The 16,238-nt window shown below is 65.3% G+C and carries 13 protein-coding genes; 10 read left to right on the top strand and 3 right to left on the bottom strand.

Translation table 11 applies throughout. The features are described from left to right. The first annotated feature begins 31 nt into the window (after positions 1 to 31). The 4 genes from VVR41_RS04275 to VVR41_RS04260 all read left to right on the top strand — a co-directional run bounded on the left by VVR41_RS04275 (position 32) and on the right by VVR41_RS04260 (position 5,363). Positions 32 to 928 (top strand): phosphoribosylaminoimidazolesuccinocarboxamide synthase, encoded by an 897-nt coding sequence (locus tag VVR41_RS04275; RefSeq protein WP_368523731.1) that lies wholly within the window; start codon positions 32 to 34, stop codon positions 926 to 928. 25 nt (positions 929 to 953) lie between these two features. Further along, positions 954 to 3,086 (top strand): S9 family peptidase, encoded by a 2,133-nt coding sequence (locus tag VVR41_RS04270; protein WP_368523730.1) that lies wholly within the window; start codon positions 954 to 956, stop codon positions 3,084 to 3,086. 106 nt (positions 3,087 to 3,192) lie between these two features. Further along, positions 3,193 to 4,674 carry a cation:dicarboxylate symporter family transporter gene (locus VVR41_RS04265; protein WP_368523729.1) on the top strand — a complete coding sequence of 494 codons (1,482 nt, stop codon included), beginning with the start codon at positions 3,193 to 3,195 and terminating at the stop codon, positions 4,672 to 4,674. 8 nt (positions 4,675 to 4,682) lie between these two features. After that, positions 4,683 to 5,363 carry a DUF2334 domain-containing protein gene (locus VVR41_RS04260; RefSeq protein ID WP_368523728.1) on the top strand — a complete coding sequence of 227 codons (681 nt, stop codon included), beginning with the start codon at positions 4,683 to 4,685 and terminating at the stop codon, positions 5,361 to 5,363. A gap of 130 nt (positions 5,364 to 5,493) precedes the next feature. Here VVR41_RS04260 and VVR41_RS04255 read toward each other — a convergent pair whose 3' ends face one another. Continuing rightward, entirely contained in the window at positions 5,494 to 8,184 is a 2,691-nt protein-coding gene (locus VVR41_RS04255; protein WP_368523727.1) for an ExeM/NucH family extracellular endonuclease, read from the bottom strand. 281 nt (positions 8,185 to 8,465) lie between these two features. Here VVR41_RS04255 and purS point away from each other — a divergent pair, with 281 nt between their 5' ends. Genes purS through purL form a run of 3 tightly spaced genes read left to right on the top strand, consistent with a single transcriptional unit; the run spans position 8,466 to position 11,672 of the window. Next, positions 8,466 to 8,696, top strand: a complete 231-nt coding sequence (gene purS / locus VVR41_RS04250) for a phosphoribosylformylglycinamidine synthase subunit PurS (protein WP_321102549.1) — start codon at positions 8,466 to 8,468, stop codon at positions 8,694 to 8,696. After that, on the top strand, positions 8,693 to 9,364 hold the full coding sequence (purQ, locus tag VVR41_RS04245; protein ID WP_321102548.1) for a phosphoribosylformylglycinamidine synthase subunit PurQ: 672 nt from the start codon (positions 8,693 to 8,695) through the stop codon (positions 9,362 to 9,364). The genes purS and purQ overlap by 4 nt, the downstream gene beginning before the upstream one ends. Before the next feature lie 4 nt (positions 9,365 to 9,368). Beyond that, positions 9,369 to 11,672 carry a phosphoribosylformylglycinamidine synthase subunit PurL gene (purL, locus tag VVR41_RS04240; RefSeq protein WP_368523726.1) on the top strand — a complete coding sequence of 768 codons (2,304 nt, stop codon included), beginning with the start codon at positions 9,369 to 9,371 and terminating at the stop codon, positions 11,670 to 11,672. A 116-nt stretch (positions 11,673 to 11,788) separates the two neighbouring features. Here the strand turns inward: purL and VVR41_RS04235 are convergent, their stop codons facing one another. Then, on the bottom strand, positions 11,789 to 12,796 hold the full coding sequence (locus tag VVR41_RS04235; RefSeq protein ID WP_368523725.1) for an acyl-CoA thioesterase: 1,008 nt from the start codon (positions 12,794 to 12,796) through the stop codon (positions 11,789 to 11,791). A gap of 57 nt (positions 12,797 to 12,853) precedes the next feature. Here VVR41_RS04235 and VVR41_RS04230 point away from each other — a divergent pair, with 57 nt between their 5' ends. The 3 genes from VVR41_RS04230 to purM are packed head-to-tail and all read left to right on the top strand — an operon-like array spanning position 12,854 to position 15,865. After that, positions 12,854 to 13,243, top strand: a complete 390-nt coding sequence (locus VVR41_RS04230; RefSeq protein ID WP_368523724.1) for a sterol carrier family protein — start codon at positions 12,854 to 12,856, stop codon at positions 13,241 to 13,243. Between the two features lie 27 nt (positions 13,244 to 13,270). Next, positions 13,271 to 14,785 (top strand): amidophosphoribosyltransferase, encoded by a 1,515-nt coding sequence (purF, locus tag VVR41_RS04225; RefSeq protein WP_368523801.1) that lies wholly within the window; start codon positions 13,271 to 13,273, stop codon positions 14,783 to 14,785. 3 nt (positions 14,786 to 14,788) lie between these two features. Continuing rightward, positions 14,789 to 15,865, top strand: coding sequence for a phosphoribosylformylglycinamidine cyclo-ligase (gene purM / locus VVR41_RS04220; RefSeq protein WP_368523723.1), 1,077 nt, complete (start codon positions 14,789 to 14,791; stop codon positions 15,863 to 15,865). 62 nt (positions 15,866 to 15,927) lie between these two features. On the opposite strand, the gene VVR41_RS04215 is transcribed toward purM, so the two are convergent. Beyond that, a complete protein-coding gene (locus tag VVR41_RS04215) occupies positions 15,928 to 16,116 on the bottom strand; it encodes a DUF3073 domain-containing protein (RefSeq protein ID WP_368523722.1) in 189 nt (62 codons plus the stop codon). Positions 16,117 to 16,238 lie beyond the last annotated feature (122 nt).

Here is a 16,238-nt window from a genome sequence, read left to right as displayed (position 1 = left end):
GGGAGCACGGGCGGGACTACACTTGGGCGACATGCGTCCAGAGTTATCTGACTACACCCACCTCTCCGGCGGCAAGGTCCGGGAGATCTATGAAGTCGATTCCGATACCTTGCTCATGCTGGCGACGGACCGGATTTCCGCGTTCGATTTTTCCCTCGATCCGGAGATCCCGGACAAGGGGCGCGTGCTTACGGCGACGTCGATGTTCTTCTTCGACCTGCTGACTGATGTGTCCAACCACCTTGCCGGGCCGATCGATGACGAGCGCATTCCCGAGGAGGTCCTCGGACGCGCACAGGTGGTCAAGCGCCTAGAGATGCTCCCGTTCGAGTGTGTCGCGCGTGGCTACCTCACCGGCTCCGGGAAGAAGGAGTACGACCAGTCGGGCACCGTGTGCGGCATTGAGCTGCCGGAAGGCCTGGTCGAGGCCTCGCGCCTGCCCGAGCCGATTTTTACCCCGGCGACGAAGGCGCAGCAGGGCGACCACGACGAGAACGTCTCGTTCGACGTCGTCGTCGACTCGCTCGGCCGCGAGCTCGCAGAGAAGCTTCGCGACGCAACGCTGAGCATCTACTCGCGCGCCGCCAATTACGCAGAGTCCCGCGGAATCATCCTCGCGGACACCAAGCTCGAGTTCGGGTTGGACGACAACGGCACCCTCGTGCTTGCTGACGAAGTCCTCACCCCCGACTCGTCTCGCTACTGGCCGGCCGATTCCTACGAGGAGGGTCGCGTGCAGCCGAGCTTTGACAAGCAGTACGTCCGCAACTGGCTGACCGGCCCGAAGTCGGGCTGGGACCCGGCATCGGGGGATCTCCCGCCGGAGCTGCCGGGCTCGGTCGTCGAGGCGACGCGCGAGCGCTACGTCGAGGCGTATGAGCGCCTCAGCGGCAGGAAGTTCGCTGACTGGCCGGGCGTGAGGGCCTAGCCCGAAACGGGTACACTCGTCCGGCATGACAGCACACAGCTCCATGCCGGACAGCCGCCCTCCGCACGCGGCGAAACACCCCGTGACCCGCTCCTTCCACGGCCGGGACTTCGTGGACGACTACGAGTGGCTGCGTGACAAGGATTCCGCGGAGACGATCGCGTACCTCGAGGCGGAGAACGCTTATACGAGGCAGCGCACCGCAAATCTCGACGAGCTCAGCGAGGCAATCTTCGGCGAGATCAAGTCGCGGGTGAAGGAGACGGACATGTCCGTCCCACAGCGCCAGGGGCAGTGGTGGTACTACGGCCGCATGGTCGAAGGCCAAAGCTACGGCCTGAGCTGCCGCGTGCCAGCGGACGTCGCACAGCCGTGGACCGCCCCGGTCGTTCCGGAGGACGGGTCCCCGCTTCCCGGCGAGCAGGTCCTGCTCGACCTCAACGAGTTGGCCGAGGGCCACGAGTTCTTCTCGCTCGGCGCATCCAGCGTAACCACCTCGGGCAGATTCCTCGCGTTTTCTACAGACACCGCCGGCGACGAACGCTTCCAGCTGCGCATCAAGGATCTCACCACCGGTGAGCTTCTCGACGACACCCTCGACAACGTCTTTTACGGCGCCACCTGGGCCGGCGAGGACTACCTGTTCTACACCCGCGTCGACGATGCCTGGCGTCCGTACCAAGTGTGGCGCCACCGCGTGGGCACGCCCGCCAGCGCGGACGTGCTGGTCTACGAGGAAGCAGACGAGCGCTTCGGAGTCTCGATCGGCGCGGACCGCGCGGAGAAGTTCCTCTACATTTCCACCGGGTCGAAGACAACCAGCGAATGGGCCGTGTTGTCGCTCGACAACCCGGAAAGCGAGTTTGAGGTGCTCTGGCCCCGCGAGCAGGGCGTCGAGTACGACATCGACTACCTCGAGGTCGCCGGCCGCGCGCACTGGGTTGTTACCCACAACGCCTCCGGGCCGAACTTCTCCGTCGGTGTGTGCCCGGTGGGTGAGATCGTGGCGCTTAATAAGCTCGACGTGCTCGTGGCACACCGCGACGACATGCGCGTCGAGGGAATCGATTCCTACCGCGACTTCATGTTCTGCGCGTACCGCTCCGGCGGCATCAACCGCCTTGCCGTGGCGACGGTCGGGGACACCATCGGGGATTTCCGCGAGCTTCAGTTCTCCGAGGACCTCTACACCGTCTCGCTCGGCGGCAACCCCGAGTGGGACGCGCCGGTGGTGCGCATCGTCTACTCCTCCTACACCCAGCCCTCCCAGGTCTTCGATTACGTCGTCGCCACCGGCGAGTTCACCTTGCTGAAGGAACAGGAGGTGCTCGGGGGATACGACCGGTCGGAGTACGTCGCAAAGCGCATGTGGGCCACCGCCCCCGATGGCACCCAGGTGCCGATGTCCGTTGTGCACCGCGCGGACCTGGATCTCTCGGTCGCGCGTCCGACACTGCTCTACGGCTACGGCTCGTACGAAGCCTCCAACGACCCGGGTTTTTCCGTAGCGCGTTTGTCGCTGCTTGACCGCGGCATGGTGTGGGTGTGCGCCCACGTGCGCGGCGGCGGAGAAATGGGTAGGTCCTGGTACGACGACGGCAAGATGATGAAGAAGATCAACACCTTCACCGACTTCATCGCCTGCGCCGACGCTCTCGTCGATGCGGGAGTGACCACCTACGGCCAACTCGTGGCCGAGGGCGGCTCCGCCGGCGGGCTGCTCATGGGGGCGGTGGCCAACATGGCCCCCGAGAAATTCGCCGGCATCCAGGCGATCGTTCCTTTCGTTGACCCACTAACAAGCATCCTCAAACCCGAGCTGCCGCTGACCGTGCCGGAATGGGAAGAATGGGGCGACCCGTACCACGACTCGCAGGTCTACGACTACATGGCGACGTACTCGCCCTACGAGAACGTTACAGAGAAGAACTACCCCAACATTCTCGCTGTGACCAGCCTCAACGACACCCGTGTGCTGTACGTGGAGCCGGCGAAGTGGGTGGCAAAACTGAGGGAAAAGGCCACCGGTGGAGAGATCCTGCTGAAGACGGAGATGCAAGCCGGCCACGGCGGCGTGTCCGGGCGCTACGACCGCTGGAAGCAAACAGCCTTCGAATACGCCTGGACCCTCACTCGCAGCGGTGCGGAGCGGGGGTAAAAATACTCCCCTTCCGGCCTTCCCGCACGTCCGGATTATGTGATGTGGGTCGCCATAGCGTAGAAATTAAATGATTTTTACGCCCCTTTCACACGTGGAGGCCAACATGTCCACCCCCATTTCCCAGCCGGGCGGCGCCTCGGTGCCCTCGACCCCTCAGATCGCGGAGCCGAAGCAGCGCCGCGACCGCACCCACTGGCTCTACATCGCCGTCATCGCGGCCGTGGTCGGCGGCATCGCCCTAGGCCTCGTCGCCCCGGACATCGCAGTCCAGCTCAAGCCGATCGGCGACAGCTTCGTCTTCCTGATCAAGATGATCGTTCCGCCGGTCATCTTCTGCACCATCGTCCTGGGCATCGGTTCGGTCCGCTCCGCCGCAACGGTGGGCAAGACCGGCGGTCTCGCGCTGCTCTACTTCATCGTCATGTCGACCCTGGCGCTGGCCATCGGCCTCGGCGTGGGCAACCTGATCAAGCCGGGTGAGGGCCTCGACATCGCCTCGACCTCCGGCGAGGGTGCACGCTACGCCGAGATGGCTGCGGAGAACTCCCACGGACTGATCGGGTTCGTCCAGAGCATCATCCCGCAGTCCTTCTTCTCCGCCTTCACTTCCGGTTCTGTTCTGCAGATCCTGTTCATCGGCCTGCTCGTCGGCTTTGCCGTGCAGTCCATGGGTAAGCAGGGCGAGCCGATCCTCGCGTTCGTCGCTCACCTGCAGAAGCTGATCTTTAAGATCCTCGGCTGGATCCTGTGGCTCGCTCCGATCGGCGCGTTCGGCGCCATCTCCGCCGTCGTGGGTAGGACCGGTTTCAAGGCCGTGGTGCAGATGATCGTGCTGATGGGCGCGTTCTACCTCACCTGCTTCCTCTTCGTCTTCGGCGTTCTCGGCCTCGTCCTCATGGTCGTCGCCCGCGTCAACCCCTTCTCGCTGTTCAAGTACCTCGGCCGCGAGTTCCTGCTCATCCTGGCTACCTCTTCCTCCGAGTCGGCGCTGCCGAACCTGATGCGCAAGATGGAGCACCTCGGCGTGGACAAGTCCACCGTCGGCGTGGTTGTTCCGACCGGTTACTCCTTCAACCTGGACGGCACCGCGATCTACCTGACCATGGCCTCGATCTTCATCGCCGACGCGATGAACATGCCGATGTCCATGGGCGAGCAGGTCTCGCTGCTGGTGTTCATGATCATCGCCTCCAAGGGTGCCGCCGGTGTCACCGGCGCCGGCCTGGCCACACTGGCCGCCGGCCTGCAGGCATTCCGCCCCGAGTTGATCTCCGGTGTCGGCATCGTCGTCGGTATCGACCGCTTCATGTCTGAGGCCCGTGCGCTGACCAACTTCGCCGGCAACGCGATTGCAACCGTGGTGGTTGGTACCTGGACCCATACCGTCGACCACGCCCAGGTCCGCCGCGTGCTTTCCGGTGAGGATCCGTACGTTCCCAGCTCCGTCGACCACGACGTTGATCTGTCCAACCCGACGGTGGAAAACCCCGCCACGGAGCACTTGCAGCCGACGCCGCAGGTCGACCTGGCTGCCTACCAGGGCGCCGACAACTCGACCGGCGGGACGACCCAGACTGTGCGATAATTTCCTTCATGCCCGGCCACGTCCTCGTCTCGGTGTCTTCGATATTTGACGCCACAGTCGACGACGTGGCCGTTGTCGTTTCTGAGCTAGATCGCGCCGAGATCCCCGTTTCGCTTCTGGTCGCCCCGCATGTTGACAAGAAGTGGCACCTGTCTAAGGACACAAAGACACGCGGTTGGCTCGACGAGCAGCGCAAGGCAGGCCGGGCGCTCATCCTCAACGGCTTCGACCAGCCTGCTCAGGGCCGGCGCTCCGAATTCGCCACCCTCGGCGCACATGAGGCGCGCCTGCGGCTCAAGGGGGCGACGCGGCAGATGAGCTCGATCGGCTTCACCTTCGACATCTTCGCCCCGCCGCGCTGGCAGCTTTCCGAGGGCACGCTCGACGTAGTGGGCGACTTCGGTTTCGAGCTCGTCGCCTCGACGAAGGGCTTGCACATTGTCGACTCGGGAGAGTTTCACCGGTGCCGCAACCTGTCGGTGGGCGAGGGGTTCGGCGCCGCGAAGTGGTGGCGTCGCAACGTCATCCGCGCCGCTGAACGGGGCGCGGCGAAGGGCAACACCATCCGCTTGTCTGTCTCGGGCAGGGAGTTGGGAAGCAAGAAGGTCCGGTCGGACTTTCTGGACGCTGCCGTGGGGGCGGCGTCGCACGGTGCGGTGCCAGCGGACTACCGCACGTTCCTGCCGTAGGGTCCGTAGTGGCGTGGTACGAGCCACGCGCGGCATTGAGCTCACGCTTTACGACGAGAATGGCGCCACCACCTGTTCAGGTGGTGGCGCCATTATTGTGCTGGCTAATCCTAGAGCTTAAACAGCGACCTCAGTGCGCCGAAGATCGATTGGATGATGTTCCAGATGATGGCCAGCGGGTTGATGAACGACGACCCGTTGGAGGAGGAAGACGATCGGAGCTCGCCGATGAAGACGGCTTGGACACGGTCGTCAGCCTGGGTGAGCTCGTCGTGGTGGTCGGGGCCGTCGTGGTGGACGGTGCGGTGGTGACCGGTGTCGTGGTGGTCGGCTCGGTGGTCGTGACGAGGTCGAACCCGACCTTTACGGGGTCGTGGTCCGAGGAGCGGAACGGGTTGCCGTAGCCGTAGAGCGGGTCCGAGCCGTCGCCGAAGAAGTCCTGGACGTTGTAGTTGCGGCGCGAGTACTCGAACGCCACGGACTCGTCGCCGTTGATGTTCCACACAGCCGAGTCTCGCACGAGGGCCTGCGCTGGGGAGTTGGCCAGGACGTGGTCGAGGGAGCCGAGCTCCCCACCGAACTGGTAGGAGGCCTGGTCGAAGTCCTTATCGGTGTGGACGATGTCGAAGCCGCCGTCGGCAAGCGTGGTCATCGCGTCCTCCATCGTGTAGGCGTTGAAGTCGCCGATGAGGAAGGCGGGCAGGTCAGTCCAGTCCTGCTGCGCGCGGAAGCGCTGGAGAAGCGCGGTGGCTTGGGAAACGCGCAGGTTGGCGTTGTTGCCCTGGCCGTCGCCGGAGTCTGCGTCGCCGTGTGCGACGCTGCCCTTGGACTTGAAGTGGTTGACCACGGCGACGAAGTCATCGCCGCCGCCGACCGGCTCGAAGGCCTGGGCGAGCGGTTGACGTGCGGTGCCGGTGAAGGCGCCGTCATCGAAGATGCGGGACTCGCCAACCGGCTGCACCGCCGCCGGGTCGTAGATGAAGGCGACGCGGATGACGTCCTCGCTGGCAGGAAGGGTGGTCGGCGCGGCAACGTAGGCCCAGCGGGTGTGGCCGGCGGCGCTGTTGAGGGCGTCGACAAGCGCGGCGAGCGCCTCGTCGCGGCGGGCCGGGTTACCCGTGACTGCGGCCGTGTTCTCGATCTCGGAGAGTCCGAGCACGTCCGTGTCGAGCTTGTTGATCGCCGTGACGATCTTTGCCTGCTGATCCTGGAACGCGTCCTGGGAGTACGCGCCGCGGACCCGGCAGTTGTTGGTGCCGACCGGGGTGTTGTACATGTCCTTGTAGGAGGAGCAACCAGTGGTGTCCTCACCCAGGGTGGTGAAGTAGTTGAGCACGTTGAAGAAGCCGATGGAGTTGTCGCCCTGGACTGTCGAGGGCACCTCAAAGGCGGCTGCGCGCGAGTCTTCCCAGGTAATCGGCAGCTCGTCGGACTGGTTCTTGCCGGTGATGGGCTGCAGCGGCTGGAAGCGCCACTGGTCGAAGGAGTAGTCCACGACCACGTCGGTGGTGAAGTCCACGACATCGCCGGTGCGGATGGCCTTGATGCCGGCGTCGGAGGTGACCAGGTAGGGCAGCGGGGTCATTTTATCCGTGCGGAAGTAGTTACGGGTGCGCCCGTCATCGAGGTAGACGACCTCGGAGTCGTTGCGGGCAGCGAGCTCGCGGGCGGCATCACCCGGGAGGACAACGTCGGTCGGCGTGCGGTGCGCCGTCGTGCCCGGAGCCAGGCCGAGGTCGCCGGTGTTGTTGAGGCTGTAGTTGTCCGTCACGGTGTACGCACCGGCGGGGCGCACCAGCATTCCCTCGAAGGGTTCGCGGGCGGAGTCGCCGGCAGGCAGGACATCCAGCTCCAGGGCCACGGGAGCGTCGAGGGGGTCGGGGAGCTCGCTTAGCGACGCAACCGAGATCTGCGTCTGCTGGTAGTACTCACTCACCGTGCCGGTGACGCGCACGGATGCGCCGCGCTGCGGGAACTGGGTGTGGTTGCCCATGTAAACAAAGATGCCGTCGGACGCGTCGCCCTCGCCTTTGACTGTCGTGCCCGTGCCAGCAGTCTGGAGGAAGAAGCCGTTCTTGCCTCCCTCGTCGTAGACGGCGGTGACGACGCCCTCGGTGGTGACGGTTTGGTCGACGAGCGGGGAGATCTCGCCCGTGCCCTGGATCGCGGCGATGGGGGTGATCGCCTCCGGATCAGCCGGGTCAACTGGATCAACCGGGTCGGTCGGCGCTTCGTCGCCGGAGGCCGTCGGGGTTGGCGCGCCGGGCGCGAAGTCGGCGGAGTTGTCGTCGGTGTCCGCGGCCGGGTCGAGGCGCTGGATGGATGTGGCGTTCTGGGTGCCCGCGGCGGGGGCAGTCTCAAACTCGGTGGCCGCGCCCCAGCCGACGAGGTCGACGCGCTCGGAGGTGGCGTCGATAAGCTCGGCGATAGCCGAGGAACCGGCGAAGTTGAAAGCGGCCTCGAGGTCCGGAGCCGGAAGCTCGCCGGTGGTTACGGTGCCCGCCGTACCTTGAATAAGGAAGTGAGATCTTGCCAGGACGACGCCGGACAAGACGACCGAGGCGCCGACGTTGCCCTTGGAGGACTTCTGCTTCAGCGTCCAGCCGGTGATGTCGATGTCGATGTCGGTCGGGTTGAATAGCTCGACGAAGTCGTTGGAGTAGACGGATCCGTTGTTGCCGCCACCTCCGTAGACCTCGGAGATGACAACGGTGGAGCCGTCGATCGCGGCGGTGGCGCGCTGTGGGGCGACGGTGACGGTTCCAGCGGCCAGTGCGATGGCGACCGCGGCGGACATAATGCGGCGAGGGGTGTGAGACATAGATAACCTTTGGTGCAAGAGGGGGAGAGGGCAGGCGTGCGTCGACCCTGGGGGAGAGACATACCGCGCTCAGATTAGGTAGGACGCGCAAAAGCGCGCTCAGTTCGTAGCGAAGAATTCACTCTCGGTTCACACCATGGGAACCTCACGGGAACCTGAGGGCGGCAAGTGGGGGACAGGTCACGGGTTTTCTGGGTTTTACCAGCGCGTCCTATATACTTGGCGCTGTCTTTGGACGCCTTTGACTTCCCATTGTGGACTCCAACTAGAGAAGGAAACTCATGGCACGTGTCGTGGTAAATGTCATGCCCAAGGCAGAAATCCTTGATCCGCAGGGCCAGGCGGTCCTGCGCGCGCTCGGCCGTATTGGCGTGAGCGGTGTCGAGGACGTCCGCCAGGGCAAGCGCTTTGAGATTGAGGTGGACGATTCTGTCACCGACGAGGAACTCCAGCGCGTCGCCGAAACCCTCCTCGCGAACACCGTCATCGAGGACTTCGAGGTTGTTCGATGACGGCAACCATCGGTGTCATCACGTTCCCTGGCACGCTTGACGACGTCGACGCGCTGCGCGCCGTCCGCCTCGCAGGGGCGGAGGCGAAGCCGCTGTGGCACGACGACGATGATCTCACCGGTGTCGACGCCGTGGTCGTTCCCGGAGGCTTCTCCTACGGCGACTACCTGCGCTCCGGCGCCATCGCCGCGCAGGCGCGCATGATGAAGGCAGTCGTCGAGGCGGCTGGCAAGGGCATGCCCGTGCTCGGCATCTGCAACGGCTTCCAGATTCTCACCGAGTCCGGCCTGCTGCCGGGCGCGCTGACCCGCAACCAGAACCTCAACTTCCACTGCGTGGATACCTACCTTGAGGTGGCGAACACCGAGACCGCGTGGACCTCGCACTTTGACGAGGGCTCCAAGATCCTCGTTCCTGCCAAGCACGGTGAGGGCCGCTACCAGGCCTCCGCCGAGACGATCGAGGAGCTGGAGAAGGAAGGCCGCGTGGTCTTCCGCTACACCGACAACTTCAACGGTTCGCTCAACTCGATTGCCGGCGTGACCAACTCCACCGGCCGTGTCGTCGGCCTCATGCCGCACCCGGAGCACGCCGTTGAAGATCTCACCGGCCCGTCCACCGACGGCCTCGGCCTGTTCCTGTCCGCCATTTCTTCGATCGGAGCCTAAAGACGTGACTGGCAACGCAAACACTTCTGCCGTGCGCAACGACACCGTCGAGAACGCCCAGGCCACCCCGGACCTGGCGCAGCCCTACGCGGAGCTCGGCCTCAAGGACGACGAGTACCAGCGCATCCGCGACATCCTCGGGCGCCGCCCGACGGACGCGGAGCTGACCGTGTACTCCGTGATGTGGTCGGAGCACTGCTCGTACAAGTCCTCCAAGGTGCACCTGCGCTACTTCGGCGAGACCATGACTGAAGAGATGGCCTCGAAGATTCTCGCCGGTATCGGCGAGAACGCTGGCGTGGTCGACATCGGGGGCGGCGACGCCGTTACCTTCCGTGTGGAAAGCCACAACCACCCGTCCTTCGTCGAGCCCTACCAGGGTGCGGCGACCGGCGTCGGTGGCATCGTCCGCGACATTATGGCGATGGGTGCGCGCCCGATCGCGGTGATGGACCAGCTGCGCTTCGGCCCGCTGGACGCCGACGACACCAAGCGTGTTCTCCCGGGTGTGGTCCACGGAATCGGCGGCTACGGCAACTCCCTGGGTCTACCCAACATTGGTGGCGAGACCGTCTTTGATGAGGCCTATGCTGGCAACCCGCTGGTCAACGCACTTTGCGTCGGCACGCTCAAGGTCGAGGACCTCAAGCTCGCCTTCGCCTCCGGTACCGGCAACAAGGTCGTCCTCTTCGGTTCCCGTACCGGCCTCGACGGCATCGGTGGCGTGTCCGTGCTCGGCTCCGCCACCTTCGAAGAAGGTGAGGAGCGCAAGCTCCCCGCCGTTCAGGTGGGCGACCCGTTCGCGGAAAAGGTGCTTATTGAGTGCTGCCTCGACCTGTACCAGGCCGGTGTCGTGGTGGGCATCCAGGACCTCGGTGGCGGCGGACTCGCCTGCGCCACCTCGGAGCTGGCGTCTGCCGGCGACGGTGGCATGCGCGTTGACCTAGACGCCGTGCCCCTGCGCGCTGAGAACATGAGCGCGGCGGAGATTCTCGCCTCCGAGTCCCAGGAGCGCATGTGCGCCGTGGTCACCCCGGACAACGTCGACCGCTTCATGGAGATCTGTGCCAAGTGGGACGTCAACGCCGCCGTCATTGGCGAGGTGACCGACGAAAAGGACCGCTACCTCGTGTTCCACAACGGCGAGCTCGTTCTCGACGCGCCGCCGACGAGCATCGACGAGGGCCCGGTCTATGAGCGCCCGTTCACCCGCCCGGACTGGCTGGACAAGGTGCAGGCCGCAGGTGACGTCGATAAGCAGACGCCCTTGGCTGAGGCGTGGCTGAAGATGGTCGCATCCCCGGCCCTGTGCTCGCGCGACTTCATCACCGAGCAGTACGACCGTTACGTCCGCGGCAACACCGTGCAGGCCAAGTACGCCAACTCCGGCGTGCTGCGCATCAACGAGGAAACCTCCCGCGGTGTGGCCATCTCGGCCGACGCATCGGGCCGCTACACCTACCTCGACCCGAACATGGGTGCACGCCTGGCGCTGGCCGAGGCCTACCGCAACGTGGTGACCACCGGTGCGACCCCGGTCGCCGTGACCAACTGCCTCAACTTCGGCTCCCCCGAGGACCCGACTGTGATGTGGCAGTTCCGCGAGGCCGTGCACGGACTTGCCGACGGCGCCCACGAGCTCGAAATCCCCGTCTCCGGAGGCAACGTCTCCTTCTACAACCAGACGGGCGACACCCCGATCCTGCCGACCCCGGTCGTTGGCGTCCTCGGCGTCATCGAGGATGTCACCAACACCGTGCGCAACCGCGTGACCCGGCAGGCTGAGGACTACAAGCTGATCCTCCTCGGTGAGACACGCGACGAGTTTGGCGGATCCGTGTGGCAGGACATCTCTTCTACCGGCGAGGCACGCCTGGCTGGCCTGCCCCCGCAGGTGGACCTGGCCAATGAGCGCCGCCTGGGCGAGTTCTTCGCCGACCACGCGGGCATTAACGCCGCTCACGACCTGTCCGAGGGCGGCCTGTCCCAGGCCGTGTTCGAGCTGCTGCAGGGCTCCGGCAAGGGTGCCGAGCTCGACCTCGGGGCAGTGCACGAGGACGCTTTCACGGCGTTGTTCTCCGAGTCCGCCTCGCGCGTGCTCGTCGCAGCGACTGCAGATCGCGTCGACGGTGTCATCGCGCGGGCAAACGAGCTGGGCATCCCGGCTGCCGTGATCGGCTCGACCACCTCCACCGGTGACATCACCGTCGCTGGCGAGACCGTCTCTATGGCGGACCTCGAGCGCGCGTGGGCGTCCACGATGCCCGAGCAGTTCAACCAGGCCACCGCGCCGAACGCAGCGGTGTAGCGCTCACACCTCCGGCACCCGGGGGTGAGCGCACCACAAGAGGGTGCCCCGGCCACTGCGGCCGGGGCACCCTCCTTTGTTTTTGCGGGTGGCGGTGCGGGTCAAAGCCGGGCGTGCTAGTCGATGCGTTGCTTTGCGGCTTCTGGTTTCACGAGCGGGATGGGGGTGTACTCTGCGCGCAGATCCTGCAGCGCCTGGGTGTGCTCCCACAGGCGGCGGTCCTCGTCCGTGCGCGGTGTAAACGGGCGGGCAGGAAGCGGCTGGCCGTCGATGTCCACGCCGATGTAGGTGAATGTCGCGTGGATCGCCATGCTCAGCTCGCTGCGGCTGGCCCGCGGGCTGCCGGAACGGACTTGGACTGCGACGTGCATGGAGCGGGCGTCGGTGCGTGTGACGCGCGCGTCGACCTCGATGAGATCTCCGATGGAGATGGGCTTGTAGAAACGGATGCCGCCGGCGTAGACGGCAACGGTGCGCTCGCCCGACCATTCCATCGTGCAGTTAATACCGGCCTCGTCGATCCATTCCATCGCGGTACCACCGTGGACGTTGCCGCCCCAGTTCACGTCGGTGGGCTTGGCCAAGAAGCGGTGCACCACCCGCGGTGCCGTGGAATCTTCCGTGTAGCTCTGCTCGAGCATCTGAGCTTCGATGTCTTTGCGCAGTTCAATGCGCGACAGCGCCGCGGCCTCGACGCGCTTTTCCTCGTCCGTCGTGGCGACAAACGTCGGTACCTGCATCGGCTTTCCCGTGGCCGGGTCCTTGGCCACAAAGATCACCAAACAATCGCAGGCGCGGGTGAACACGCCTTCGCGCGGGTCGGCGGAGAGTACTTCGTTGACAATGTGCATCGATGAGCGCCCGGTCATGGCGATCCGCGAGCGGATCTCCACCATGTGGCCCGAGGGGATGGGGCGGGTGAAGTGGATGTGGCCGACGTAGGCGGTGACGCAATAGGTTCCGGACCACTGCGCGGCGCAGGCGTAGGCGGCCTTGTCAATCCACTCGAGCACGCGTCCGCCTGATACGCCCTGGGCGCCGGCCACGATCACGTCGTTAGGCGCGGCCATGAAACGCAAGGTGATCTCGGGTGACTTACCTGTTGCTGTATCGGCTGCTGTCATGGCGGACATCCTAATGCGGATTCTTGTATAGGTGCGGCGACTTTTATCATGGGGGCCATGGCTGCCAAGAACGATCCGCTCCTGACCCGCAGCGCCGTAGAAGCAATCGCCCCGTGGCTGCGCGGTGAGGTCGACCAAACCCCCGCGAGGGCACTGCTTGCCGACGCCTGCCGTCGCACCGCCCGTACCCTGGCCGCCGAACTGCCCGGACACTCGGTCGAGCTGCGAGTCCCCCCGTTTGTTGCCGTGCAATGCGTCGACGGGCCGCGCCACACGCGCGGTACCCCGCCGAACGTGGTCGAGTGCGATGCCGAGACGTGGCTGCGATTGGCGGCGGGGTTGAGCACGCTCGAGGAGGAGATTGCGCAGGGGCGCGTCGATGTGAGCGGTTCGCGTGCCGGGGAGGTTGCGGCGGGGCTGCCAGTAATTGCCCTAGAGCGCGGTTAATCCACTAGAGTGGGGCAGGTGCAAACCGTGAATACCGGGGTTCATTCAGGCCCCGCGCCAACCCGCGCGGCGACCAACGCAGACGACGCACCTCGCGAGGAGTGCGGTGTCTTCGGCGTATGGGCCCCTGGCGAAGACGTATCCAAGCTCACCTACTTCGGCCTTTTCGCCCTGCAACACCGCGGGCAGGAAGGTGCTGGAATTGCGGTCGGGGACCACGAGAACATCGTGGTGTTCAAGGACACCGGCCTGGTTTCCCAGGTCTTCGACGAGTCCGTCCTCGACGCCCTGCAGGGCGACGTGGCGATCGGCCACACCCGCTATTCCACGGCCGGCGGCAACAACTGGGAAAACGTCCAGCCGATGTTCCGCACCTCGCCCAACGGTACCGACGTGGCGCTCGCGCACAACGGCAACCTGATCAACTATCAGGAGCTGCAGGACGAGGCTATAGCTCGCAAGCTCATCCCCGCCCAGGGCGTGGAAGGGCAGGGCTCGTCGTCGGACACGGCGGTCGTCTCCGCGCTTCTTGCCGACGCGATCCGTGAGGACGCATCGCTTCTCGACGCAGCCCGGGACCTCCTTCCCCGCGTCAAGGGCGCGTTCTGCTTCATGATCACCGATGGCCACACCCTCTACGCCGCGCGCGACCCCCACGGTGTTCGCCCGCTCGCGCTCGGCCGCCTCGACCGCGGTTGGGTCGTAGCCTCCGAGACGTGTGCTCTCGACATCGTCGGCGCGACCTTCGTACGCGACATCGAACCAGGCGAACTCATCGCCATCGACGCCTCCGGGGTTCACACGGAGCGTTTCGCCTCCACGCCGCGCGCCCACTGTGTTTTCGAGTACGTCTACGTCGCGCGCCCCGATTCCATCATTGAGGGCCGTTCGGTCCATGCCACCCGCATCGAAATCGGCCGTCGGCTCTCGCGCGTCGCGCCTGTCGACGCCGACTTGGTCATGCCCGTGCCCGAATCCGGCACCCCGGCCGCGATCGGATACGCCGAAGCGTCGGGCATTCCGTTCAAGCAGGGCCTGATGAAAAACGCCTACGTGGGGCGCACCTTCATCCAGCCATCCGACACCCTGCGCCAGCTGGGTTTGCGCCTGAAGCTCAACCCGGTTCGTGAGATTATTGAGGGCCAAAAGCTCGTGGTGGTCGACGACTCCATCGTTCGTGGTAACACCCAGCGCAAACTGGTCAAGCTCCTGCGCGAGGCTGGCGCTGCCGAGGTGCACGTCCGTATCGCCTCGCCGCCGGTGAAGTGGCCGTGTTTCTACGGCATCGACTTCGCCAGCCCGGGCGAGCTCATCGCGAACAATGGTGGCGGGGGAGATGACGCGGCAATCAGCGAGTCGATCCGCACCATGATCGGAGCCGACTCCCTGGCGTTCGTTTCCACCGAGGACATGATCGCCTCCACGGAGCAGCCCGCCGACTCACTCTGCGCAGCATGCTTTACCGGTACCTACCCGCTCGGACTTCCCGAGGGAAACCCCAACGCCGATCTCGTTCGCCGTCTCCAGAAAGGTGAGAACTAAACAATGACGAGGCCCACTGACGACACCACGCCCGTTTCCTACGAAGCCGCCGGCGTCTCCATCGAGGCCGGCGACAAGGCCGTCGAGCTGTTCGCCCCGCTGGCCAAGCGTGCCAGCCGCCCGGAGGTTCGCGGCGGGCTCGGCGGATTCGCCGGCCTGTTCGCCCTGGGTAAGTACCGCGAGCCGCTGCTCGCGGCTGGCTCGGACGGTGTGGGCACCAAGCTCGCGGTGGCCCAGGCAATGGACAAGCACGACACCATCGGCATCGACCTAGTCGCCATGTGCGTCGACGACCTTGTCGTTTGTGGCGCCGAGCCGCTGTTTTTGCAGGACTACATCGCCGTGGGCAAGGTCGTCCCGGAGAAGGTCGCCGAGATCGTCGCCGGCATCGCAGAAGGCTGCGTCCAGGCGGGTTGTGCCCTGCTCGGCGGCGAGACCGCTGAGCACCCGGGCGTAATGGACCCAGAGGACTACGACGTCTCCGCCACCGCTGTCGGTGTCGTCGAAGCTGACGAGCTGCTCGGGCCGGACCGCGTCCGCGAGGGTGACGTCATCATCGGCATGAAGTCCTCGGGTCTGCACTCCAACGGTTACTCCCTGGCGCGCCACGTCCTGCTCGAGCGCGGCGGACTGGCCCTCGACGGGCACATGGAAGAGCTTGGCCGCACCCTCGGCGAGGAACTCCTCGAGCCGACCCGTATCTACGCCCTCGACTGCCTCGAACTGGCCAGCGAGTGCGAGGTGCGCACGTTCTGCCACGTCACCGGCGGCGGCCTCGTCGGCAACATGGAGCGCATCATCCCTGAGGGCAAGGTGGCGGAGATGAACCGTGGGTCCTGGACCCCGGCACAGATTTTCCGCACGATCCGCGTTATCGGCCAGGTGCCGGACTCCGAGATGGAGAAGACGTTCAACATGGGCGTCGGCATGGTCGCCGTTGTCGCCCCTGAGGACCGCGACAGGGCGCTGGCCATTCTTGCCGCGCGCCACGTGGACAGCTGGGTGCTCGGCGAGGTCCGTCGCGCCGAGGACGGCGAGACCGCCCGCGCCACGCTGACCGGCAACCACCCGCACTACTAGAAACGACGAAACCCCGGGTGGACAGACCCGGGGTTTATGCGGTGCCGTGCGCGGCGGCTGGTTTAGCGGCTGGCGCCCCAGTTGCCGTAATCGGCGTAAGGATCGTCGTTGTCGTCGCTGTCATCCCAGTCATCGCGGGGGGATTGGCCGGCAAGCTCTCGCTGCAGGGACTCGAGGTCCATGTCAGGAGTGTTGTACTTGAGTTGGCGAGCAACCTTGGTCTGCTTTGCTTTGGCGCGTCCGCGACCCATGGCGTGACCCCCTTGAGGTGGTTTCTTTGGGCGACCCGGTTAATAAGGGCGGCCTCTGAAAATTATGTTCTGATTTTGTCCTGTGGAACATAATAGCCTGTCGTCCAAAAAAAATCTGCAAC

This window comes from Corynebacterium sp. LK2510, assembly GCF_040946405.1.
GTDB lineage: Bacteria > Actinomycetota > Actinomycetes > Mycobacteriales > Mycobacteriaceae > Corynebacterium.
Note: the sequence above shows the minus strand (reverse complement) of the source record. Positions and strands in the feature narration are given on the sequence as shown.